At 68.1% G+C, this 22815-nt stretch carries 18 protein-coding genes and 2 pseudogenes; 17 read left to right on the top strand and 3 right to left on the bottom strand.

Annotation, left to right across the window (positions count from 1 at the left end; genetic code table 11):
- Positions 1 to 2: 2 nt before the first annotated feature.
- Positions 3 to 1496 carry a glycerol kinase GlpK gene (gene glpK / locus AC5IG3_RS01520; RefSeq protein ID WP_491897051.1) on the bottom strand — a complete coding sequence of 498 codons (1494 nt, stop codon included), beginning with the start codon at positions 1494 to 1496 and terminating at the stop codon, positions 3 to 5.
- Positions 1497 to 1514: 18 nt separating this feature from the next.
- Positions 1515 to 2276, bottom strand: coding sequence for a DeoR/GlpR family DNA-binding transcription regulator (locus tag AC5IG3_RS01525; RefSeq protein ID WP_491897052.1), 762 nt, complete (start codon positions 2274 to 2276; stop codon positions 1515 to 1517).
- A 138-nt stretch (positions 2277 to 2414) separates the two neighbouring features.
- On the opposite strand from AC5IG3_RS01525, the gene glpD reads away from it, so the two are divergent.
- From glpD to AC5IG3_RS01560, 7 genes are all read left to right on the top strand, one after another.
- Positions 2415 to 4013 carry a glycerol-3-phosphate dehydrogenase gene (gene glpD / locus AC5IG3_RS01530; protein ID WP_491905027.1) on the top strand — a complete coding sequence of 533 codons (1599 nt, stop codon included), beginning with the start codon at positions 2415 to 2417 and terminating at the stop codon, positions 4011 to 4013.
- On the top strand, positions 4013 to 5107 hold the full coding sequence (locus AC5IG3_RS01535) for an ABC transporter ATP-binding protein (protein WP_491897053.1): 1095 nt from the start codon (positions 4013 to 4015) through the stop codon (positions 5105 to 5107). Before glpD ends, AC5IG3_RS01535 begins: the two co-directional genes overlap by 1 nt.
- 1 nt (position 5108) lies before the next feature.
- Positions 5109 to 6188, top strand: coding sequence for an ABC transporter ATP-binding protein (locus tag AC5IG3_RS01540; protein WP_491897054.1), 1080 nt, complete (start codon positions 5109 to 5111; stop codon positions 6186 to 6188).
- Entirely contained in the window at positions 6185 to 7078 is an 894-nt protein-coding gene (locus AC5IG3_RS01545; RefSeq protein WP_491897055.1) for a carbohydrate ABC transporter permease, read from the top strand. The genes AC5IG3_RS01540 and AC5IG3_RS01545 overlap by 4 nt, the downstream gene beginning before the upstream one ends.
- Positions 7071 to 7883: a carbohydrate ABC transporter permease gene (locus AC5IG3_RS01550; protein WP_491897056.1), complete on the top strand. Its 813-nt coding sequence runs from the start codon at positions 7071 to 7073 to the stop codon at positions 7881 to 7883. Before AC5IG3_RS01545 ends, AC5IG3_RS01550 begins: the two co-directional genes overlap by 8 nt.
- 10 nt (positions 7884 to 7893) lie before the next feature.
- Complete coding sequence (locus AC5IG3_RS01555) at positions 7894 to 8202, top strand: DUF2160 domain-containing protein (protein WP_491897057.1); 309 nt, start codon at positions 7894 to 7896, stop codon at positions 8200 to 8202.
- Between the two features lie 100 nt (positions 8203 to 8302).
- Positions 8303 to 10036, top strand: a complete 1734-nt coding sequence (locus tag AC5IG3_RS01560; protein ID WP_491897058.1) for an ABC transporter substrate-binding protein — start codon at positions 8303 to 8305, stop codon at positions 10034 to 10036.
- Here the strand turns inward: AC5IG3_RS01560 and AC5IG3_RS01565 are convergent, their stop codons facing one another.
- Positions 10037 to 11242 (bottom strand): FecR family protein, encoded by a 1206-nt coding sequence (locus AC5IG3_RS01565; protein ID WP_491897059.1) that lies wholly within the window; start codon positions 11240 to 11242, stop codon positions 10037 to 10039.
- Positions 11243 to 11367: 125 nt separating this feature from the next.
- On the opposite strand from AC5IG3_RS01565, the gene AC5IG3_RS01570 reads away from it, so the two are divergent.
- The 10 genes and pseudogenes from AC5IG3_RS01570 (at position 11368) to mraY (ending at position 22815) form a co-directional block, all read left to right on the top strand.
- Entirely contained in the window at positions 11368 to 12348 is a 981-nt protein-coding gene (locus AC5IG3_RS01570; protein WP_491897060.1) for a DMT family transporter, read from the top strand.
- Between the two features lie 3 nt (positions 12349 to 12351).
- Positions 12352 to 13578: a multidrug effflux MFS transporter gene (locus AC5IG3_RS01575; protein WP_491897061.1), complete on the top strand. Its 1227-nt coding sequence runs from the start codon at positions 12352 to 12354 to the stop codon at positions 13576 to 13578.
- A gap of 90 nt (positions 13579 to 13668) precedes the next feature.
- The gene (locus tag AC5IG3_RS01580) at positions 13669 to 14688 is read left to right on the top strand and encodes a carbonic anhydrase (protein WP_491897062.1); all 1020 of its coding nucleotides are present in this window, start codon (positions 13669 to 13671) and stop codon (positions 14686 to 14688) included.
- 358 nt (positions 14689 to 15046) lie between these two features.
- The gene (locus AC5IG3_RS01585; protein WP_491897063.1) at positions 15047 to 15487 is read left to right on the top strand and encodes a division/cell wall cluster transcriptional repressor MraZ; all 441 of its coding nucleotides are present in this window, start codon (positions 15047 to 15049) and stop codon (positions 15485 to 15487) included.
- Positions 15488 to 15501: 14 nt separating this feature from the next.
- Positions 15502 to 16470, top strand: coding sequence for a 16S rRNA (cytosine(1402)-N(4))-methyltransferase RsmH (rsmH, locus tag AC5IG3_RS01590; protein WP_491905028.1), 969 nt, complete (start codon positions 15502 to 15504; stop codon positions 16468 to 16470).
- The gene (ftsL, locus tag AC5IG3_RS01595) at positions 16467 to 16769 is read left to right on the top strand and encodes a cell division protein FtsL (RefSeq protein ID WP_491897064.1); all 303 of its coding nucleotides are present in this window, start codon (positions 16467 to 16469) and stop codon (positions 16767 to 16769) included. Before rsmH ends, ftsL begins: the two co-directional genes overlap by 4 nt.
- A 32-nt stretch (positions 16770 to 16801) precedes the next feature.
- Positions 16802 to 18664: a peptidoglycan D,D-transpeptidase FtsI family protein gene (locus AC5IG3_RS01600; RefSeq protein ID WP_491905029.1), complete on the top strand. Its 1863-nt coding sequence runs from the start codon at positions 16802 to 16804 to the stop codon at positions 18662 to 18664.
- Positions 18664 to 20209: pseudogene (locus AC5IG3_RS01605) on the top strand (UDP-N-acetylmuramoyl-L-alanyl-D-glutamate--2,6-diaminopimelate ligase). Before AC5IG3_RS01600 ends, AC5IG3_RS01605 begins: the two are co-directional and overlap by 1 nt.
- A pseudogene (locus AC5IG3_RS01610) lies at positions 20203 to 21644 on the top strand (UDP-N-acetylmuramoyl-tripeptide--D-alanyl-D-alanine ligase). The pseudogenes AC5IG3_RS01605 and AC5IG3_RS01610 overlap by 7 nt, the downstream one beginning before the upstream one ends.
- Entirely contained in the window at positions 21634 to 22815 is a 1182-nt protein-coding gene (gene mraY / locus AC5IG3_RS01615) for a phospho-N-acetylmuramoyl-pentapeptide-transferase (protein ID WP_491897065.1), read from the top strand. Before AC5IG3_RS01610 ends, mraY begins: the two are co-directional and overlap by 11 nt.

The raw sequence follows: 22815 nt of genomic DNA on the forward strand, positions 1-22815 counted from the left end.
CCTTACCCCGCCACCGCCTGCCGCACCGCATGCTCCCAGTGGGCCATCAACTCCTGCGCGCGCTCACGCGGCAGCGTCGGGTAGAAGCGCCGCTCCACCTGCCACTGCGCGCTCAATTCATCCAGGTTCCTGTAGACGCCGGTCGACAGCCCGGCCAGATAGGCCGCGCCCAGCGCCGTGGTCTCGATCACCCGGGGCCGCACCACCGGAATGCCCAGCAGGTCGGCCTGGAACTGCATCAGCAGGTCATTGACGCAGGCGCCGCCGTCGACGCGCAACTCGCTCACCGCCACGCCGCCGGCCTCGACCGTGTCGCGGTTCATGGCCTGCAGCAAGGCCGCGCTTTGATAGGCGATGGATTCCAGCGCGGCGCGGGCGATGTGCGCCACGGTGCTGCCCCGGCTCAGGCCGACGATGGCGCCACGCGCCTCGGCGTTCCAGTACGGTGCGCCCAGGCCGGTGAAGGCGGGCACGAACATGACGCCGCCCGCATCGGGCACGCTCTCGGCCAGGCCTTGCACCTCATGGCTGCCCTGGATGGCCTGCAAGCCGTCGCGCAGCCACTGCACCACCGCGCCGCCGATGAAGACGCTGCCCTCCAGCGCGTACTGCGGCGTGGCGTTCATCTGCGCTGCCGCCGTCGTGATCAGGCCGTTGTGCGAGGTCTGGAAAGCGTCGCCCGTGTGCATCAGCATGAAGCAGCCGGTGCCGTAGGTGTTCTTGGCCAGCCCGGCCTTGAAGCAAGCCTGGCCGAACAGCGCGCTCTGCTGGTCGCCGGCCATGCCGCCGATGGGAATCGACGTGCCGAAAAGACCTGAATCGCTCTCACCAAAGACATGGCTCGACGGGTGAGCTTGCGGCAGCAGGCTCGCCGGAAGATTCAAGGCCTCCAGCAAACCGGCATCCCACTGGTTTTGGCGGATGTCGAACAGCATGGTGCGCGCCGCGTTGCTCACATCGGTGGCGTGCACCCGGCCGCCGGTCAGCTGCCACAGCAGCCAGCTGTCGACGGTGCCGAACGCCAGCTCGCCGCGCTCGGCCGCAGCCTGGGCGCCCGGAACCTGGTCCAGGATCCAGCGGATCTTGGTGGCGCTGAAGTAGGCATCGACGATCAGTCCCGTGCTCTGCCGGATGCGCCCGGTCAGGCCGCGCTGGCGCAGGTCGGCGCACAGCGGCTCGGCCCGGCGGTCCTGCCAGACGATGGCGTTGTAGATCGGCTCACCGGTGCGGCGGTTCCAGACCAGCGTGGTCTCGCGCTGGTTGGTGATGCCGATGGCCCGGATGTCGCGCGCCGTCAGGCCGGCTTGGGCGATGGCCTCGTGCGCGGTCGCCAGCTGCGTGCTCCACAACTCGCGTGGATCGTGCTCGACCCAGCCCGGCTGCGGGTAGATCTGCCGGAACTCGCGCTGCGCCATGGCGACGATGCGGCCCGCCTCGTCAAAGACGATGCTGCGCGAACTGGAGGTGCCCTGGTCGAGCGCGAGGAGGTAGGTCATGGCAGTGCTTTCTTCAGGTCACGCGACTTCGAGCTGCACGTCGGCCTCGGCCAGCAACTGCGGGAAGGGTGCGGGTGGCGCGGCGTCGGTGTAGAGGCGGTCGAGGTGTTCCAGGCGTGCCAGTTCGACCATCGCCGGCCGGTTGAACTTGCTGGCGTCGGTGGCCAGCCAGACCTCGCGTGACTGTTCGATGATGGCGCGCGAGACCTTGCACTCGCGGAAGTCGAAGTCGCGCAGCGTGCCGTCGGCCTCGATGCCTGAGATGCCGATCAGGCCGATGTCGACCTTGAACTGGCGGATGAAGTCCACCGTGGCCTCGCCGATCACGCCGCGGTCGCGCGCGCGCAGCACGCCGCCGGCCACGATCACCTCGCAGTCCGGGTTGTCGCTCAGGATGCCGGCCACGTTCAGGTTGTTGGTGATGACGCGCAGGCCCCGGTGCTGCAGCAGCTCGCGGGCGACGGCCTCGATGGTGGTGCCGATGTTCATCAGCAGCGAACAGCCCTGCGGCACCGCCTGCGCAATCGCGCGCGCTATGCGCTGCTTGCCCTCGGCGTTGAGCGCCTGGCGCTGGCGGTAGGCGATGTTCTCGGTGGTGGAGCTCGGCACGCGCACACCGCCATGAAAGCGCGCCAGCAGGCCGGCTTCAGCCAGCAGTTTCACATCGCGCCGTACGGTCTGCAGCGTGACGCCAAAGCGCTCTGCCAGCGCCTCGACGCTCATGACGCCACGGACGCGAACTTCATCGAGCAACTCGGATTGACGGGGATTGGGATTCATAGGCCGCGCAGCGTAAGCGAAATTCAAACGAACAGGATCGCGGGTAAACGCCAGTGATCGAAAGCTGAATATGAGTTAAAAAGAAAAAAGGCGAATAAAAACGAACATAAACGAACCACTCCGGAGCTGCTCTTGTCCATGAACCCGTCGCGCATCGATCCGAACGCCAGCACCTGCGATGTGCTGGTGGTGGGCGGTGGCATCAATGGTTGCGGCATCGCCCGCGACCTGGCCGGGCGCGGCTGGCGCGTCACGCTGGTCGAAGGCGATGACCTGGCCGCGCACACCTCGTCGTCATCGACCAAGCTGATCCACGGCGGCCTGCGCTACCTGGAGTACTACGAATTCAACCTGGTGCGCAAGGCGCTGCAGGAGCGCGAGGTGCTGCTGCGCAGCGCCCCGCACATCATGTGGCCGCTGCGCTTCGTGATGCCGCATGACGCCGCCATGCGCCCGGCCTGGATGATCCGCGCCGGCCTGTTTCTCTACGATCACCTGGCCCGGCGCGAAGTGCTGCCCGCATCGACCAGCGTCGACCTTCGCACCCACGCCGTCGGCACGCCGCTCAAGGGCCAGTACACGCGGGGTTTTGTCTATTCGGACGGCTGGGTCGATGATGCGCGGCTGGTGGTTCTGAACGCGCTGGACGCCGTAGCTCACGGCGCGAGCCTGCACACCCGCACCCGCTGCATCGCCGCCCAGCGCAGCGCGCAAGGCTGGACGGCAACGCTGCAGTCTGCGGACGGCAGCACCCACCCCGTGACGGCCCGAGCGCTGGTCAATGCCGCCGGGCCCTGGGCCGAGTCCTTCCTGCGCAACGTAGCGCAGTCGGCACGCGGTGAAACGCTGGCGACCAAGAGCCTGCGGCTGGTCAAGGGCAGCCACATCATCGTGCCGCGCTGCTTTGCCCATGACCACGCCTACATCTTCCAGAACCCTGACAAGCGCATCATCTTCGCGATTCCCTACGAGGACGACTACACGCTGATCGGAACCACCGACGTCGAACTGCACGGTGATCCGCGCGGCGCACAGATCGGCGCCGACGAAATCGCCTACCTGTGCGAGCAGGCCAGCCGCTACTTCAAGCAACCGGTGCAGCCCCGTGACGTGGTCTGGAGTTATGCCGGGGTCAGGCCGCTGCTGGACGACGCCTCGGGCGACCCGTCCGCCGTGACACGCGACTACCTGCTCGAATCCAACACCGATGCCGCGCCCCTGCTCAGCGTGTGGGGCGGCAAGATCACCACCTTCCGCAAGCTGGCCGAAGACGCCGCCGACGACATCGGCCGCATGCTGGGCGATGTGCGCTCGCACTGGACCGAGTGCGCCACGCTGCCGGGTGGCGACCTGAAAGACTGGATCGGCGTGCCGGTTCGCCCTGACAGCGACTTCGAGCGACTGGTTCATGCCGTGAGCCAGCGTCACGCCTGGCTGCCCGCCAAGCTGGCACGCCGGCTGGCGCGGGCCTACGGCAGCCGCATCGACCGCGTCATCGGCCCGGCGCAGGCGCTTGCCGACCTGGGTGCCGAGGTCGCGCCCGGCCTGCACGAGGCCGAACTGGTTTACCTGCAGCGCGAGGAATGGGCCGTGAGCGCGGATGACGTGCTCTGGCGCCGCTCCAAGCTGGGCCTGCACTACAGCGCAGCGCAACGCGAGGCGGTGGCCGACTGGATGGCCGCGCATCCGGCGGCAGTAAAGGCGTTTTCCTCACAACAACAACGAAAGGCCGTCTGATGAAGCTGGCTCTGGAAGGCATCAGCAAGAAGGTCGGCCCAGCCGACTGGCTGTACGCCATGGATCTGCAACCCCAAAGCGGCGCGGTCACTGTGCTGCTGGGTGCCACGCAGGCAGGCAAGACCAGCCTGATGCGCATCATGGCCGGGCTGGACGTACCGAGCACCGGCCGCGTCACCGTCGACGGCATGGACGTGACCGGCACGCCGGTGCGCGAGCGCAACGTCGCGATGGTCTATCAGCAGTTCATCAATTACCCGTCGTTCACGGTCTACGACAACATTGCTTCGCCGCTGAAATTGCGCGGCGAGAAGAACATCGACGCGCGGGTGCGCGAGATCGCCAGCAGGCTGCACATCGACATCTTCCTGCAGCGCCTGCCGGCCGAACTGTCCGGTGGCCAGCAGCAGCGCGTGGCGCTGGCCCGCGCGCTGGCCAAGGCCGCGCCGCTGATGCTGTTGGACGAGCCGCTGGTCAACCTCGACTACAAGCTGCGCGAAGAACTGCGCGAGGAACTCAGCCAGCTGTTTGCCACGGGCGACTCCACCGTTATCTACGCCACCACCGAACCGGGCGAAGCCCTGCTGCTGGGCGGCTACACGGCCGTGATGGATGCCGGCGAGCTGCTGCAGTACGGCCCGACGGCCGAAGTTTTTCATGCACCGGCATCGATCCGCGTCGCGCGTGCTTTCAGCGATCCGCCGATGAACCTGATCGCGGCGCAGGCGGTGGCCGGCGGCGTCAGGATCGAAGGTGGTTCACAGCTTGATCTGAGCTTGCCGCGCAGCCTGCCGGGTGGCGCTGCTGCCCATGCATTGACGGTGGGCGTGCGAGCGAGCGCACTGCGCACCCGGCCGCGCGAAGGCGACATCGCCTTGCCAGGCAAGGTGGAGCTGGCGGAGATCTCCGGTTCCGACACCTTTGTGCACGTAGCCACGCTGGCGGGCGAGCTGGTCGCGCAGCTGACCGGCGTGCATTACTTCGAGCTGGGCGGCGCCATCACGCTGCACCTGAATCCGGCGCAGGTGCATGTGTTCGACGCCAAGGGCGAACTGCTGCTGGCGCCACCCCGTCGCAATGAAGGGAGCCGCTGACATGGCACGCATCGACCTCGACCTGGCGCACAGCTACAAGCCCAGCCCGCAGCAGGACAGCGACTACGCCTTGCTGCCGCTGAAGATGACGTTTGTCGACGGTGGCGCCTACGCGCTGCTGGGCCCGTCGGGCTGCGGCAAGACGACCATGCTCAACATCATGTCCGGCCTGCTGGTGCCTTCGCACGGCAGCGTCAAGTTCGACGGCGTGGACATGACCCGCGCCACGCCGCAGCAGCGCAACATCGCCCAGGTGTTCCAGTTTCCGGTCATCTACGACACGATGACGGTGGCCGAGAACCTGGCGTTCCCGCTCAAGAACCGCAAGGTGCCGGCCGACCGCATCAAGGCCCGCGTCGGCCAGATTGCCGAGATGCTGGAGATGAGCCACCAGCTCGACCAGCGCGCCGCCGGGCTGAGCGCCGACCAGAAGCAGAAGATCTCGCTCGGCCGCGGCCTGGTGCGGCCCGATGTGTCGGCGGTGCTGTTCGATGAGCCGCTGACGGTGATCGATCCGCACCTGAAGTGGCAGCTGCGGCGCAAGCTCAAGCAGATCCACAACGAGCTGAAGCTGACCCTGATCTACGTGACCCACGACCAGGTCGAGGCGCTGACCTTCGCCGAGCAGGTGGTGGTGATGACACGCGGTCGCGCGGTGCAGGTGGGCAGTGCCGATGCGCTGTTCGAGCGGCCCGCGCACACCTTCGTCGGCCACTTCATCGGCTCGCCCGGCATGAACTTCCTGCCGGTGCAGTCGCAGGGCCGCATGCTGAGCCTGGGCGGCCACAGCCTGGGTCTGAACGAGGCGGCCCATGTCCTGCCCGAGGGTGAGTTGAAGCTCGGCATCCGGCCCGAATATCTGGCGGTGTGCGCCGCCCATACGCCTGGTGCGGTGCCGGCGGTGCTGGAGCGTGCGCAGGACATCGGCACCTACTGGATGCTGACGGCGCGGGTGGGTCCGCACGAGGTCAAGGTCCGCATCGCCCCCGATGCCGATGTGCCGCGCACCGGCGCGACCGTCTGGCTGCGCGTGCTCAGCGAGCACAGCTGCTTCTACAAGAACGAGGAGCTCATTGCATGAGCCAAACGACGAAACCCGTGAACCAGAAAGCCTGGTTCCTGATCCTGCCGGTGTTCATCTGCGTGGCATTTTCGGCCATCCTGCCGTTGATGACGGTGGTGAACTACTCGGTGCAGGACATCATCTCGCCCGAGCGACGCGTGTTTGTCGGCACCGAATGGTTCACTGCCGTGATGCGCGACGAGGAACTTCACGCCGCGCTGTGGCGGCAGATGGTCTATTCGCTGTCGGTGCTGGCGGTGGAGATTCCGCTGGGCATCCTGCTGGCGCTTTCCATGCCGGCCACGGGCTGGAAGTCTTCGGCCACGCTGGTGGTGGTGGCGCTCTCGCTGCTGATTCCGTGGAACGTGGTCGGCACGATCTGGCAGATCTACGGCCGTACCGATATCGGCCTGCTGGGGGCGACGCTGCAGGCGCTGGGCTTCGATTACAGCTATACCGGCAATGCCACGCATGCCTGGGTCACGGTGCTGGTGATGGACGTGTGGCACTGGACGCCGCTGGTGGCACTGCTGTGTTTTGCCGGCCTGCGCTCGATTCCAGATGCCTATTACCAGGCCGCGCGCATCGATGGCGCCAGCAAGCTGGCGGTGTTCCGCTACATCCAGTTGCCCAAGATGCGCGGGGTGTTGATGATCGCGGTGCTGCTGCGCTTCATGGACAGTTTCATGATCTACACCGAGCCCTTCGTGCTGACCGGCGGCGGGCCGGGCAACGCCACCACGTTCCTCAGCCAGTACCTGACGCAGAAGGCGGTGGGCCAGTTCGATCTGGGGCCGGCAGCGGCGTTCTCGCTGATCTATTTCCTCATCATCCTGTTGCTCTGCTTCATCCTCTACAACTGGATGCAGCGCGTCGGCACCGCCGAGAAAGAAGGTGGCCATGAATAAGGCTCCGTTCCAGAAGCGCACGATCTTCCTCATCGCCTACATCGTCTTTGCACTGCTGCCCATCTACTGGATGCTGACGATGTCGTTCAAGACGAACGAGGAAATCCTCTCCAGCTTCTCGCTCTGGCCGCAGAACTTCACCTGGGCCAATTACGCGACGATCTTCACCGATCCGTCCTGGTACTCGGGCTACATCAACAGCCTGATCTATGTGGCCATCAACACGGTGATCTCGGTGGCCGTGGCGCTGCCGGCGGCTTACGCCTTCAGCCGCTACAGCTTCCTGGGCGACAAGCATGTGTTCTTCTGGCTGCTGACCAACCGCATGACGCCGCCGGCGGTGTTCCTGCTGCCGTTCTTCCAGCTCTACACCACGGTGGGGCTGATGGACACGCACATCGCCGTGGCCATGGCGCACCTGCTGTTCAACGTGCCGCTGGCGGTGTGGATTCTGGAAGGCTTCATGAGCGGTATCCCGCGCGAGATCGACGAGACCGCCTACATCGACGGCTACAGCTTCCCGCGCTTCTTCGCGACGATCTTCCTGCCGCTGATCAAGGCCGGCGTGGGCGTGGCGGCGTTCTTCTGCTTCATGTTCAGCTGGGTCGAGCTGTTGCTGGCGCGCACGCTCACCAGCGTCAACGCCAAACCCATCGTCGCGACGATGACGCGCACGGTGAGCGCCAGCGGCATGGACTGGGCGACGCTGGCGGCGGCCGGGGTGCTGACCATCGTGCCGGGCGCGATCGTGATCTGGTTTGTCCGCCACTACATCGCAAAAGGCTTTGCGATGGGCCGCGTCTGAGGAGACTGAAATGTTCGAATGGATGGCCTGGACCCTGCCGGTGGCGGTGTTCTTTACCTGCATCGTGCTGATGCTGATCGGCATGACGGTGTGGGAGATCAAGTCGCCCACGACGATGCGCAAGGGCTTTCTGCCGATCGCGACCACGCGTGGCGATCGCCTGTTCATCGGCCTGCTGACTGCCGCGTACATCAACCTGATCTTCGTGGGCATGGCGGCCCGCCTGGCCGGCTGGTTCGGCCTGGATCAGGAGCCGAGCGTGTGGATCAGCTTCGTGCTGTCGATGGCCGTGCTGGCATGGGTGATGCGCAAGGGCTGAGCCACTGCGGCGTGCTCGATTTTTTCACGCGAATCCGGCCCGGAGCTTCCCCGGGGCCGTGGATCCCGACACACGGGGAAGCAACTTGAGGAGACATGCAATGAAGATGCGTTACACCGCACTCGCCCTGGCCGCTGCTGCGGCACTGGGTAGCCACAGCGCCTGGGCCGGCGAAGCCGAAGCCAAGAAGTGGATCGACAGCGAGTTCCAGCCCAGCACGCTGAGCAAGGACCAGCAGGCTGCCGAGATGAAGTGGTTCATCGACGCCGCCAAGAAGCTGCAGGCCAAGGGCGTGAAGGAAATCAGCGTGGTCTCCGAGACCATCACCACGCACGAGTACGAATCGAAGACGCTGGCCAAGGCGTTTGCCGAGATCACCGGCATCACCGTCAAGCATGACCTGATCCAGGAAGGCGATGTGGTCGAGAAGCTGCAGACCTCGATGCAGTCGGGCAAGAGCATCTATGACGGCTGGATCACCGACTCCGACCTGATCGGCACCCACTACCGCTACGGCAAGGTCATGAACCTGACCGACTACATGGCGGGTGCGGGCAAGGAGTTCACCAACCCCGGCATCGACATCAAGGACTACATCGGCACCAAGTTCACGACCGCGCCGGACGGCAAGCTGTACCAGCTGCCCGACCAGCAGTTTGCCAACCTGTACTGGTTCCGCGCCGACCTGTTCGACCGCAAGGACCTGAAGGACAAGTTCAAGGCCAAGTACGGCTATGACCTGGGCGTGCCGCTCAACTGGTCGGCCTATGAGGACATTGCCGAGTTCTTCACCAACAACGTGAAGAACATTGACGGTAAGCCGATCTATGGCCACATGGACTACGGCAAGAAGGATCCGTCGCTGGGCTGGCGCTTCACCGACGCCTGGCTGTCGATGGCCGGCACCGCCGACATCGGCGCGCCCAATGGGTTGCCGATCGACGAGTGGGGTATCCGTGTCGGTGCCGACAAGTGCACGCCGGTGGGCGCGTCCGTCGCCCGCGGCGGCGCGACCAACTCGCCCGCGGCCGTCTACGCGCTAACCAAGTACGTCGACTGGATGAAGAAGTACGCGCCCAAGGAAGCCAGCGGCATGACCTTCGGCGAAGCCGGCCCGGTGCCCGCCCAGGGCCAGATCGCGCAGCAGATCTTCTGGTACACGGCGTTTACCGCCGACATGACCAAGCCCGGCCTGCCGGTGGTCAACGCCGACGGCACGCCCAAGTGGCGCATGGCCCCCGGCCCCAACGGCCCGTACTGGAAGCAGGGCATGCAGAACGGCTACCAGGACGTGGGCAGCTGGACCTTCTTCAAGGACCACGATGCCAACAAGACGGCTGCCGCCTGGCTCTACGCCCAGTTCGTGACCGCCAAGACCACGTCGCTGAAGAAGACCACGGTCGGCCTGACGCCGATCCGCGAGTCCGACATCCAGAGCAAGGCCATGACCGATCTGGCGCCCAAGCTGGGTGGCCTGGTGGAGTTCTACCGCAGCCCGGCGCGCGTGGCCTGGTCGCCGACCGGCACCAACGTGCCCGACTACCCCAAGCTGGCGCAGCTGTGGTGGAAGAACGTGGCCCAGGCTGTGACGGGCGAGAAGACCCCGCAGGGCGCGATGGACACGCTGGCCGACGAGATGGATCAGGTGATGAGCCGTCTGGAACGCGCGGGCATGGCCCACTGCGCGCCCAAGCTCAACCCCAAGGGCGACCCGGCCAAGTACCTGAGCGACAAGGCCGCGCCCTGGAAGAAGCTGGCCAACGAGAAGCCCAAGGGCGAGACCATCGCCTATGACAGCCTGCTGAACGCCTGGAAGGCGGGCAAGGCGCGCTGATCAGCGCTCGGGGCGGCGGGGATCGCCGCCCCGGTCATCGCCGCGCTGAGTTCGGTCGGGCCGGGGTGAACCCCGGCCCGCTGCCGTTGGGGCGGACGCTGCAGGCGCGGCGGGTGTCTGGGGCGCCACGACCCCACCGCGCCGGGCCACGTCCTGCACGATGCGGCCGAGGTTGCCGGTCGGGCCTTGCGGCTCGGACGGTTGCACGACGGGAGGTCGCGGCGACGGGTTCTGCAGCGGATTGGGGACCGGGTGGGGCAGCGGCACGATGCCGCCGGGCGGCAGGCCCCGCGGTGGTTGCGGCGGTGGGGCGACGTTGTTCCGGTCGTTGCGAGGTCGGCGGTCGGCGTGGTCGTCCCGCTCATATCGCTCATGGCGGTCCTGGTCGCGCCGGGGGGGCTCGGGCAGGCGCATCACCGGGGGCGGGAAGGCGGGTGCGGGCCAGGGGCGCATGCGCGGTGGCTCGTGGCGGGGGAAGCCGCCGCCGATGATGAGTACGGGCGCCTGCGGCGGCGTGACCCAGACCTGGGGCGGCTCCACGTACGGCGGTGGCACGGGCATCGGAGCGGCCCGGTCGGCGGCGTTGTCTTCGCCCATGCCCCAGCGGGCGAAGGCGTCGGATTCCGGCGTGGTCAGGCGCCAGCCACCAGTGCTGAACAGCTCGGCGCGCTGGCCGGGGCGCAGCGTCAGCGTGGCGCTGTTCTGCTCGATGCGCAGCGGGCTGCGCCAGGCGGTGGCGCTGAAATCGTCCCAGCGGCTGCGTATGGCGTCGAAGCGGAAGAGGCCGGCGCCGAGCGGCTCGTGGTGGCCCGCATCGGTGTCGAGGCTGAAGGCGAGCGCATCGGCGTGGCTGTCGAGCCGGGCGGCCAGCGAGCCGCGCCGCAGTTGCAGCACGATGCGGTCCTCGTCGAGGCGGCGCAGCAGCAGTTCGCTGTCTTCATCCAGCCGCAGGCGGCTGGCGCCGAGGCTGATCTCGGCGCGTCCGCCCGCGCCGGTGCGCAGCAGGTCGCCGCTGCGCACGGATTCGCGGCGCAGCGCCTCGTCGCGGTTGTCCTGCGGCGCGCTGCCGTCGGCGCGTTCCAGTTGCACGCTGCCTTCGACCCAGCGCAGTCGTGCCGTGCGACCGTGGGCGTCGTCGGCCCGGGCGCTCGTCAGGCTGCAGGCCAGCAAGGTCAACGTGATGATGAGTCGGGCGATCCAGTTCAATTCAGTGTCCTCGGCCAATGACCCGGTGGGGCCGGCGTGAAAGGCACAACGGTCGGACGGGGCTGCGCGCTGACAGGGTCGCTGTCGGGAGGGCGAGGCGCCGATCGCGTATGGTGCGAGCCCTGATGCTGACCGGAACCCTTTTTGCACTCACCGCTGGCCTGATGTGGGGCCTGGTCTTCGTCGGGCCGCTGCTGCTGCCCGAGTACCCGGCGGCGCTGCAGTCGTTCGGCCGTTATCTGGCGTTCGGGCTGATCGCGCTGCCGCTGGCGTGGTTCGACCGCGCCGGCCTCGCCCAGTTGCGCCGCGCCGACTGGCGCGAGGCGCTGCGCCTGTCGGTGGTCGGCAACGTGGTCTATTACCTGTGCCTGGCGTCGGCGATCCAGCGCGCCGGCGGGGCGCTGCCCACGGTCATCATCGGCACGCTGCCGGTGGTGATTGCGCTGACGGCCAATCTGCGCCAGTCCCACGACAAGACCAGCGGCGAGGGCCGCCTGCCGTGGCGCCGGCTGCTGCCGCCGCTGGGGCTGATCGCCGTGGGCATCGCGCTGGTCAATCAGGTCGAGCTCACCGCGCTGCGCGAGCAGCCCGACGCCGACCTGAGCCGCTATGGCAGCGGCGTGCTGTTCGCCTTGGTGGCGCTGGTCTGCTGGACCTGGTATCCGCTGCGCAACGCCGACTGGCTGCGCGAGCACCCCGACCGCAGCCCGCGCGCCTGGGCGACCGCTCAAGGGTTGACGACGCTGCCGCTGGCGCTGCTCGGTTACGGCGGTTTCTGGCTCTGGCAGACGTTCACTGCGGGCGATTTCCCCATGCCGCTGGGCCCGCGCCCGGCGTTCTTTGTCGGGCTGATGTTGACCATCGGCCTGCTGGCGTCGTGGGTCGGCACGCTGTGCTGGAACGAGGCCAGCCAGCGCCTGCCCACGGCGGTGCTGGGGCAGTTGATCGTTTTCGAGACCCTGGCCGCGCTGCTCTACGCCTTCATCTGGCGCCAGGTCTGGCCGGCGCCGGCCACGCTGGCGGGCATCGCGCTGCTGGTGGCCGGCGTGCTGGTGGCCTTGCGCGTGCGGCCGCAGCCGCTGGTCGCACACGCCCACCCGGACTGATCCATGACGACACACTCTCTCTGGAAAGCACCGCGCTGGGCGCTGGCGGTGATGCTGGCCAGCCTGGGCACGCTCGGGCCGTTTGCCATCGACACCTATCTGCCGGCCTTTACCGGCATGGCCGTTGCGCTGGACGCCACGCCGGTGCAGATGCAGCAGACGCTGTCGGCCTACCTGCTGGGCTTTGCGGTGATGAACCTGTTCCATGGCGCGCTGGCCGACGCGCTGGGCCGCCGCCCGATCGTGCTGACCGGCGTGGCGGTGTTCACGCTGGCGAGCGTGGGTTGCGCCATGTCGACGCACGTGGGCGCGCTGGTGTTCTTCCGCGCGCTGCAGGGCATGTCGACCGGCGCGGGCATGGTGGTGTCGCGCGCGGTGATCCGCGACCTGTTCCCGCCGGCCGAGGCGCAGAAGATGATGTCGCAGGTGACGATCTACTTTGGCATCGCCCCGGCAGTGGCACCGGTGATCGGCGGCTGGCTGTTCGTGCACCTGGGCTGGCAGGCGGTGTTCTGGTTTCTGGTTGGCGTGGGCGTGCTGCTGTGGCTGGGCATCTGGCGGGCCTTGCCCGAGACGCTGGCGCCCGCACAGCGCCAGCCGCTGAATCTGAAAAATCTGATGGGCGGCTATGCCGAACTCGGCGGCAGCGGCCGCTTCTGGCTGCTGGCGCTGGCCTCGGGCGTGCCGTTCAATGGCTTCTTTCTCTACATCCTGGCCGCACCCACCTTCCTGAGCGAGCACCTGCACTTGGCGCCGACCGAGTACTTCTGGCTGTTCGGCTCCACGGTGGCGGGCATCATGCTCGGCGCCTGGCTGAGCGGACGGCTGGCCGGGCGGGTGGTGGGCCTGCGCCAGATCCACCTCGGCTTTGCGCTGATGGCGCTGGCCAGTGCCCTCAACGTGGCCGGCAACCTGTGGTCGGCGCCGAGCCTGCCGTGGGCGCTGGTGCCGCTGCCGCTCTATGCACTCGGCTGGGCGCTGCTGGTGCCGGTGGTCACGCTGATGCTGCTGGACCTGTACCCGGCGCGGCGCGGCATGGCGTCCTCGCTGCAGGCCACCGTGGGCAGCGCGGCCAATGCGCTGGTGGCGGGCGTGATCGCACCGCTGGTGATGCACAGCAGCGTGGCGCTGGCGGTGGCGTCGGCCGGGCTGATGGCGGTCGGGCTGGTGGCGTGGTTCTGGCTGCAGCACGCGACGCGCGGGAACGTGGGCCAAGCGGGTCAAGTCTGATCCCGGCCTGCCGATATGACGGGTAGAGCCCGGCATGCGTCCGGGCGGATCTGAACTGCCGGGCGATGGCGTCCGGCGCCGGAGTGCCGCATGTCTGCTTCTTTCCCGTTCTTGAACTTGCGCCGCACGGCGCTCAGCCTGTCCGCCGGCCTGGTTCTGGCTGCCATGCCGGCCGTGGCGGCGCCGCCGGCCGAGAAGCCGCCCGTGCGCGACGCTTCGCTTGACCAGTTGCGCGATCGCCTGATGGAGCGGGTCAGCGCCGTGCAGGCCCGCACGCCGGTGCTGCAGGTCTCGGTCAAGGCGGATGCGCATGCGCTGGTTGAAAAGGCGGCGCCCCATGGTGAGCGCGTCACCAAAAAGGCCGGCAAGGCAGAAAAAGCAGACAAGCCTGACAAGGCCGACAAGGCCGACAAGAGCATTCCCACCGGCCACGAGCATGCCCATTGGGGCTACGCCGGTGAGGGCGGCCCCACCGCCTGGGGCGACATGGACGCGTCGTACGCCACCTGCAGCGTTGGCAAGCGCCAGAGCCCGATCGACATCCGCGAGGGCATCAAGGTCGAGCTGGCCCCGATCCGCTTCGACTACCGGGCCACCGGCTTCCGGGTGATCGACAACGGTCACACCGTGCAGGTGAACCTGGCGGCAGGCAACTCGATCGAGGTGGGTGGGCGGCGCTACGACCTGGTGCAGTTCCACTTCCATCGCCCGTCGGAGGAGCGCATCAACGGCCGCCAGTACGACATGGTCGCGCACCTGGTCCACAAGGACCCCGATGGCCGCCTGGCCGTGGTGGCGGTGCTGCTGGAGCAGGGCCGCCTGCATCCGGCGGTGCAACTGGTCTGGAACAACCTGCCGCTGGAGCGCGGCGAGGAAAACCCGGCCGCGCAACTGCTGGACCTCAGCGCGCTGCTGCCCGAGGACCAGCGCTACTACACCTACATGGGCTCGCTCACCACGCCGCCGTGCACCGAGGGCGTGTTGTGGATGGTGATGAAACAGCCCGCACAGGTCTCCAGCGACCAGGTGGCGATCTTCTCGCGCCTCTACCCGATGAACGCCCGCCCGATCCAGTCCGCCAGCGGTCGCCTGATCAAGGAATCGAACTGATCCGGGGCGTTGCCGCACTGAAGACACCATGATCGTGGCCGCAAAAAATGCGTGCACCTTTTCACGAGGATTGTTTTTTCAGGGGCCGTGGCACGCGGTTTTTTCACTTGTAAGTACTTGCTACGGGTGTCGAACCCTCTGTCTGGATGGGTCGTGCGCACCTGAATCGTGCATCGCCTGTTCAGGCAATACTTTGGGTTTGGCCTGCAAGTCCTTCATTCATATGATTTTTTCTTGTTCTGATTTGTATCTGCAAGCGCCGCTAGATACTTGATTTCATTGACCATTCCCGGCGGCATGGGTCGGGGCCCGCGAGTTTTCCGCTAAAGTGGGTGGACGTGTCAAATCGTGGGTATTCGTGGTGGACTTTCATTTCCAAGGGACTTCAGCGCTTTCGCTGGACGCCAAGGGGCGGGTAACCGTTCCTGCGCGCCATCGAGAACTGCTCACGTCCCTGGCCGAAGGTCAGCTCACCCTCACCAAGCATCCCGAAGGATGTCTGATGGTGTTTCCCCGCCCGGTGTGGGGTGCGTTCCGCGCCAAGGTCGAAGCCTTGCCGATGGCCGCCAGCGGCTGGAAGCGCATTTTCCTGGGCAGCGCGATGGACGTCGAAATAGACGCCGGTTCCCGCATGTTGATCTCGCCCGAGCTGCGCACTGCCGCCGGTCTGAGCCGCGACGTGCTGCTGATCGGCATGGGCAATCACCTCGAGCTGTGGGATGCACAGCGCCATGTCGCGGCCGAGGCTGCGGTGTTGCTGCAGCCGATGCCCGACGCATTGCAGGATTTCAGCTTTTGAGCGCGACCGTTGGTATTGCAGAAGAACGACAGCACCGCACGGTGCTGTTGCATGAGGCCGTGGATGCGCTCGTGCAGCGCCCCGACGGCGTGTATCTGGACGGCACCTTCGGCCGCGGCGGCCACAGCCGGCTGATCCTGCAGCAACTGGGTGCGGACGGCCGCCTGCTGGCGATCGACCGGGATTTCGAGGCCATCGCGCACGCCCGGCAGGGTGACGCAGCCATCACCGACCCGCGCTTCTCCATCGACCACACCAGCTACGCGCACTTCCCCGAGGCGCTGGCCGCCCGCGGCGTGGCGGGCCTGGACGGCATCCTGCTCGACCTGGGCGTGTCTTCGCCGCAGATCGACACCCCCGAGCGCGGTTTCAGCTTCCGCTTCGACGGCCCGCTCGACATGCGCATGGACCCCAGCCAGGGCCAGAGCGCGGCCGAGTTCCTGGCCACGGCGTCGGCTGACCGCATCAAGGAAGTGGTGCGCGACTATGGCGAGGAGCGCTTCGCCCCCGCCATCGCCCGCGCCATCGTCGCCCGGCGCGAGAGCGGCCCGCAGCTGCAGCGCACCTCCGAGCTGGCCGAGCTGCTGGCGCGCACCGTCAAGACCCGCGAACGCGGCCAGGACCCGGCCACGCGCACCTTCCAGGCGCTGCGGATTCTGGTCAACGCCGAGCTCGAAGAACTGGAGCAGGGCCTGAACGCCGCGCTGCGCTGGCTGGCGCCGGGCGGCCGGCTGGTGGTGATCAGCTTCCACTCGCTGGAAGACCGCATCGTCAAGAACTTCATCCGCCGCCATTCGGTGGAGGAGTACGACCGCCGCATGCCGCTGGCTGCGCCCAAGCCGACGCTGCTGACGGCGGTGGCGCGCATCAAGCCGGGTGAGGCCGAGGTGTCGGGCAACCCGCGCGCGCGCTCGGCCATCCTGCGCGTGGCGGAGCGCACCGATGTGGCGCTGGCGCCGGAGTACCAGCGGGGCCGTGCGTGATCCGCGTCAACGTCCTGCTGCTGCTGGCCTTGCTGGTGAGCTCGGTCTACCTGGTGCAGACCTCGTACGAATCGCGCCGCCTGTTCGTGGCGCTGGAGCGTGAGCGCGCCGCTGCCAAGGAGCTCGACATCGACGCCGATCGGCTCGACATCGCCCGGCGCGCCCAGGCCACCAGCCTGCGCATCGAGCGCGTGGCGCGAGAGCAGATGAACATGCGAACCGCCACGCCGGCCGTCACGCAGTACGTGGTCGAGCCGGGTGCTGCCGCAGCGGCTGCCGTTCAAGGGAGCGCACCGTGATCAGCCGCCTGCGCAGCCGTCTGGGCGGCTTGATGGGCGCGCTGACCGCCCGGCGTGGCCGCAACGTGGCCGGGCGCGATTCCGGGCGCAGCACCACCCGTGAAACAGGGCGCGACACCACCACGGGCCGCGCACGCGCCGCCAAGGCGTCGCCCTCGTCGGCCCAATACGCCAGCAGCCCGCTGCTGGCGGCCAAGACGCCGCTGTGGCGTTCGCGCCTGCTGGTGATGGCGGTGGGCGCGGGGTTTTCGGTGCTGATCGGTCGTGCGGTCTACATCCAGGTGATCGACGCCGAGTTCTATCAGAAGCAGGGTGAGAGCCGCTACGCCCGCACCTTCTCCCTGCCGGCCAGCCGGGGCCGCATCGTCGACCGCAACGGCCAGATCCTGGCCGCGAGCGTGCCGTCGCCTTCGGTCTGGGCCAGCCCGAAAGAGTTCGCTCCCACGCCGTTCCAGCGCCGCGAACTGCTGCGCTTGCTGGACATGGGGTCGACGGAGCTGACCAAGCGCCTGAGCGACAACAGCAACTTCGTCTGGCTGCGCCGGCAGATCGACGAGACCACCGCATCCCAGGTCAAGGCGCTGGCCATCAAGGGCCTGCACCAGCAGCGCGAGTTCCGCCGCCAGTATCCGGAGGGCGAGTCGGCCGCGCACGTGGTCGGCTTCACCAACCTGGAAGAAAAAGGCCAGGAAGGCATCGAACTGGCGTTCCAGAAAGAGCTGCAGGGCCGCTCCGGCAGCCGCAGCGTGGTGCGTGACCGGCTGGGCCGCGTGGTCGAGGACACCGGCGAGGGCGTCGAGCCCGAAGACGGTCGCGACATCGCGCTGGCGCTGGACTCCAAGGTGCAGTTCTTTGCCTACCAGCGCGTGCGCGACGCCGTGGCCGAGCACAACGCCAAGGCCGGCAGCGTGGTGGTGCTCGACGCCCAGACCGGCGAGGTGCTGGCGCTGGCCAACTACCCGAGCTATGTGCCGGGCGAGCGCCGCAACATGGCCGGCGGCCAGCTGCGCAACCGCGCGCTGACCGACACCTTCGAGCCCGGCTCGACCATGAAGCCCTTCATCGCCGCGCTGGCGATGCAGACCGGCCGCGTCAGGCCCGAGACGCTGATCCAGACGGCGCCCGGCCGCATCACCATCACCGGCTCGACCATCACCGATTCGCACCCGCAGGGCGCGCTGACGGTGGAGCAGGTGATCCAGAAGTCCAGCAACGTCGGCACCGTCAAGATGGCGATGCAGATGGACCGGCGCGAGATGTGGGAGATGTTCAGCGCGGTCGGCATCGGCCAGAAGCCGCAGCTGCACTTTCCCGGTGTCGCCAACGGTCGGCTGCGCCCGTACAAGAGCTGGCGTCCGATCGAGCAGGCGACCATGAGCTACGGCTACGGCCTGTCGGTCAGCCTGTTCCAGCTGGCGCGCGCCTACACCGTGTTTGCGCGGGACGGCGACCTGGCGCCCGTCACCATGATCAAGGCCGATCAGCCCGCCGTCGGCACGCCGGTGTTCACGCCCGAGGTGGCGCGCTCGGTGCGCAAGATGCTCAACATGGTCACCATCGAAGGCGGCACCGCGCCCAAGGCGCAGACCATCGGCTATTCGGTCGGTGGCAAGACCGGCACCGCCTACAAGCAAGAGGGCAGCGGCTACGTCAGCAACAAGTACCGCGCCTGGTTCGTGGGCATTGCACCGGCCAGTGCGCCGCGCATCGTCGTGGCGGTGATGGTCGACGAGCCGAGCAACGGCCGCTACTTCGGCGGCGATGTGGCCGCACCGGTCTTCAGCGACGTGGTGCAGCAGTCGCTGCGCATGCTGGGCGTGCCGCCCGACATGGAAGTCAAGCCGCAGATCGTTGCGCGCGCCCGCGCGGCTCCAGCGGTCGAGGAGTCTTTCTGATGGCGCTGCACCGGTTGCATGACGTCGATCAGGCGCTGGCCTGGCTGCGGGCCCGGCTGGCGGCTGGCGCCACGTTGCGCGTCGACAGCCGCCAACTGCAGCCCGGCGACGCCTTCATCGCCTGGCCCGGCCACGCGCAGGATGGCCGCCAGCACGTTGCCGCCGCGCTGGCGGCGGGCGCGGCAGCCTGTCTGGTCGAGGCCGATGGCGCCGAGGCGTTTGCCTTCGACGACGCCCGCATCGCCGGTCTGCCCGGCCTGAAAGCTGCCACCGCTGTGATCGCGCATGAATGGCACGGCCGGCCCAGCGCCGCGCTCGACGTGATCGCCACCACCGGCACCAACGGCAAGACCTCCACCGCGTGGTGGACGGCGCAGGCGCTCGGCGCGCTGGCGCGCCGCTGCGGCGTGATCGGCACGCTCGGCGTGGGCGAGCCGCCCAGCCGGGCCCGCCCTGACGCCGTGCTGCACTTCACCGGCCTGACCACGCCCGACCCGCTGACGCTGCACGGCGGCCTGCGCCAATTTATCGACGCCGGCTTCAGCGCCTGCGCCATCGAGGCCTCGTCCATCGGCCTGGCCGAGCACCGGCTCGATGCGCTGCAGATCCGCGTGGCGCTCTACACCAACTTCACGCCCGACCACCTCGACTACCACGCCGACATGGCCGCCTACTGGGCCGCCAAGCGCGCGCTGTTCGACTGGCCGGGTCTGCAGGCGGCGGTGATCAACCTCGATGACGCGCAAGGCGTGGCGCTGGCTGCCGAGTTGCAGGCCGAGGGCCGGCTCGACCTGTGGACCTATGCGCTGCAGGACTCGGCGCCGGGTGCTGTCCGCCTGCGCGCCGGCGACCTGCACTACCAGGACGGCGGCCTGTGCTTCACGGTGCATGAAGGCGCCGAGCAGCAGCCGGTGCGCACGCACCTGATCGGCACCTACAACGCCAGCAACGTGCTGGCGGTGCTGGGCGGGCTGCGTGCGCTGGGCTGGTCGCTGGCGCAGATTGCGCCGCTGGCAGCCGGAGTTCACCTCGGTGCCCGGTCGCATGCAGCGCGTGCAGAGTGGGGCAGACAGCGCTGCCCCGCAGGTGGTGGTCGACTACGCCCACACGCCCGACGCCCTCGAGAAAGCCCTGCAGGCCCTGCGCCCGGTGGCCGAAGCGCAGGGCGGACAGCTCTGGTGCGTGTTCGGCTGCGGCGGCAACCGCGATGCGACCAAGCGGCCGGTGATGGGCGCGATTGCCGCCCGGCTGGCCGACCGCGTCATCGTCACCAGCGACAACCCGCGCCACGAAGCGCCGCAGGCCATCGTCGACCAGATCCTGGCCGGCTGCGCGGATGCTGCATCGGTTGAGGCCGAACTGGACCGCGCCACCGCCATCACCCGGGCCGTGCGCCGCGCCACTGCGCGCGACGTGCTGCTGCTCGCCGGCAAGGGTCACGAGGACTATCAGGATGTGGCTGGCGTCAAGCGCCCGTTCTCCGACATCGACGTGGCCGCGCTGGCGCTGCAGGCCCGCTCCATCACCCAAGGTGCCGCATGCTGACCCTCGCACAAGCCCACGCGCTGATCGCCGCCCGCGTGCCGCAAGCCCGGCTGGTGGGCGACGGCCGCGTGGCCTTCGAGCGCGTGCACACCGACACCCGCAGCCTGCGCGCCGGCGACCTGTTCGTCGCGCTGCGCGGCGAGCGCTTCGATGCGCATGACTTTCTGCCCCAGGCCAGCGGCGCCGGTGCGGTTGCGGCCCTCGCCGAGCGCGGCCTGGCCGAAGCCGGCCTGAACGGCATCGAGGTGCCCGACAGCCTGCAGTCGCACTGCAGGCGCTCGCCGCCGGCTGGCGGGCAGGTCTCGACCTGCCGGTGATCGGCGTGACCGGCAGCAACGGCAAGACCACCGTGACGCAGATGGTCGCGGCCATCCTGCGCGCCTGGCTGGGCGATGCGGCCCACGCCACCGCCGGCAACCTCAACAACCACATCGGCGTGCCGCTGACGGTGCTGGCGCTGCGCCCGCAGCACCGCGCCGCCGTGATCGAACTCGGCATGAACCACCCGGGCGAGATCGCCGAACTGGCCGCCATCGCCCAACCCACCGTCGCGCTGGTCAACAACGCCCAGCGCGAGCACCAGGAGTTCATGAAGACGGTGCAGGCGGTGGCCGAGGAAAACGGCAGCGTGCTGAGCGCCTTGCCGGCCACGGGCGTGGCGGTGTTTCCGGCCGATGACGACTACAGCGGTGTCTGGCGTGCGCTGGCCGGTGAGCGCCGGACGCTGACGTTTGCGCTGGCGGAGTCCGGCGTCACGGCCGGTTCGGTGGCGCGCGCCACCTGGGTGGGCGAGGGCTGGCAGACGGTGTTCGAGACCCCGGCCGGCCGCATCGAGCTGACACTGCGCGTCGCCGGTCGGCACAACGTCAAGAACGCCCTCGCGGCGGCGCTGTGCGCGCTGGCTGCAGGTTGCCCGCTCGACGCAGTGCAGCGCGGGCTGGCGGGCTTCGCGCCGGTCAAGGGCCGCTCGCAGGTCGAGACGCTGGCGTGGGGCGCGCGCCGCGTCACGCTGATCGACGACAGCTACAACGCCAACCCCGATTCGGTCCGCGCCGCCATCGAGGTGCTGGCCGCCTTGCCCGCGCCGCGCTGGCTGCTGCTGGGCGACATGGGCGAGGTCGGCGACGCCGGCCCGGCCTTTCATGCCGAAGTGGGCGCGCTGGCCGCCGAGCGCGGCATCGAGTGTCTGTGGACCGCCGGCACGCTGGCCGCCCACGCCGCCGAGGCGTATCGCCGCGAGGTGCCGCCGATGCAGGCACCGATGCAATCCGTGCGTCACCACGCCGACACCGCCGCCCTGCTGGTGGCCCTGCGCGCTGACCTGCCCGTGGCCGCCTCGGTGCTGGTCAAGGGCTCACGCTTCATGACGATGGAAAAAGGGGTCGCAGCGCTGCGCGAGGCTGCTGCGGCCGACGGAGAACAACATGCTCATTAGCCTCGCCCAGTGGCTGCAAGGCCTCTACCCCGACGCGCTCGGTTTCCTGCGCGTCTTCCAGTACCTGACCTTTCGCGCCGTGATGGCGGCCATGACCGCGCTGCTGCTCGGCCTGGCCTTCGGGCCGTGGGTGATCCGCTCCCTGGCTGCGCTCAAGATCGGCCAGCCAGTGCGCGAATACGCCATGCAGACCCATCTGGTCAAGACTGGCACGCCCACCATGGGCGGCGTGCTGATCCTGCTGTCGATCGCCATCAGCACGCTGCTGTGGTTCGACTGGAGCAACCGCTTCGTCTGGGTCGTGATGCTGGTGACCTTCGGCTTCGGCGCGATCGGCTGGGTCGACGACTGGCGCAAGGTCGTCAGCAAGAACCCCGAAGGCATGCCCTCGGGCGAGAAGTACCTGTGGCAGTCGCTGATCGGGCTGATCGCGGCCATCTACCTTGCCTTCAGCGTGTCCGAGACCAGCAACCTGCGCGTGCTGGAGCTGTTCCTGCGCTGGGTCGGCTCGGGCTTCTCAAACGACCTGCCGCCCAAGGCCGACCTGATGGTGCCGTTCTTCAAGACCATCAGCTACCCGCTGGGCGTGTTCGGCTTCATTTTCCTGAGCTACTTCGTGATCGTCGGCTCCAGCAACGCGGTCAACCTGACCGACGGGCTGGACGGCCTGGCCATCATGCCGGTGGTGCTGGTCGGCTCGGCGCTCGGCCTGTTCGCCTACGTCACCGGCAACTCGGTCTTTGCGCGTTACCTGCTGCTGCCGCACATTCCGGGCGCGGGTGAACTGCTGATCTTCTGCGCCGCCATGGCCGGCGCGGGGCTGGCCTTCCTGTGGTTCAACGCCTACCCGGCGCAGGTCTTCATGGGCGATGTCGGCGCGCTGGCGCTGGGCGGCGCGCTCGGCACCATCGCGGTGATCGTGCGCCAGGAGATCGTGCTCGGCATCATGGGCGGCATCTTCGTGGTCGAGGCGCTGTCGGTCATGCTGCAGGTGAGCTGGTTCAAGTACACCAAGAAGAAGACCGGCACCGGCCAGCGCATCCTGCTGATGGCGCCGCTGCACCACCACTTCGAGAAAAAAGGCTGGGTCGAGACCCAGGTGGTCGTGCGCTTCTGGATCATCACCATGCTGCTGTGCCTGGTGGGCCTGTCGACCTTGAAGCTGCGCTGA

It is taken from the genome of Leptothrix sp. (in: b-proteobacteria), from assembly GCF_965250675.1.
Classification (GTDB): domain Bacteria; phylum Pseudomonadota; class Gammaproteobacteria; order Burkholderiales; family Burkholderiaceae_C; genus Sphaerotilus.

Coding starts and splice junctions, on each gene's coding strand:
- glpK (WP_491897051.1), bottom strand. CDS start 1,496: ATGACCTACCTCCTCGCGCTCGACCAGGGCACCTCCAGTTCGCGCAGC.
- AC5IG3_RS01525 (WP_491897052.1), bottom strand. CDS start 2,276: ATGAATCCCAATCCCCGTCAATCCGAGTTGCTCGATGAAGTTCGCGTC.
- glpD (WP_491905027.1), top strand. CDS start 2,415: ATGAACCCGTCGCGCATCGATCCGAACGCCAGCACCTGCGATGTGCTG.
- AC5IG3_RS01535 (WP_491897053.1), top strand. CDS start 4,013: ATGAAGCTGGCTCTGGAAGGCATCAGCAAGAAGGTCGGCCCAGCCGAC.
- AC5IG3_RS01540 (WP_491897054.1), top strand. CDS start 5,109: ATGGCACGCATCGACCTCGACCTGGCGCACAGCTACAAGCCCAGCCCG.
- AC5IG3_RS01545 (WP_491897055.1), top strand. CDS start 6,185: ATGAGCCAAACGACGAAACCCGTGAACCAGAAAGCCTGGTTCCTGATC.
- AC5IG3_RS01550 (WP_491897056.1), top strand. CDS start 7,071: ATGAATAAGGCTCCGTTCCAGAAGCGCACGATCTTCCTCATCGCCTAC.
- AC5IG3_RS01555 (WP_491897057.1), top strand. CDS start 7,894: ATGTTCGAATGGATGGCCTGGACCCTGCCGGTGGCGGTGTTCTTTACC.
- AC5IG3_RS01560 (WP_491897058.1), top strand. CDS start 8,303: ATGAAGATGCGTTACACCGCACTCGCCCTGGCCGCTGCTGCGGCACTG.
- AC5IG3_RS01570 (WP_491897060.1), top strand. CDS start 11,368: ATGCTGACCGGAACCCTTTTTGCACTCACCGCTGGCCTGATGTGGGGC.
- AC5IG3_RS01575 (WP_491897061.1), top strand. CDS start 12,352: ATGACGACACACTCTCTCTGGAAAGCACCGCGCTGGGCGCTGGCGGTG.
- AC5IG3_RS01580 (WP_491897062.1), top strand. CDS start 13,669: ATGTCTGCTTCTTTCCCGTTCTTGAACTTGCGCCGCACGGCGCTCAGC.
- AC5IG3_RS01600 (WP_491905029.1), top strand. CDS start 16,802: ATGGGCGCGCTGACCGCCCGGCGTGGCCGCAACGTGGCCGGGCGCGAT.
- mraY (WP_491897065.1), top strand. CDS start 21,634: ATGCTCATTAGCCTCGCCCAGTGGCTGCAAGGCCTCTACCCCGACGCG.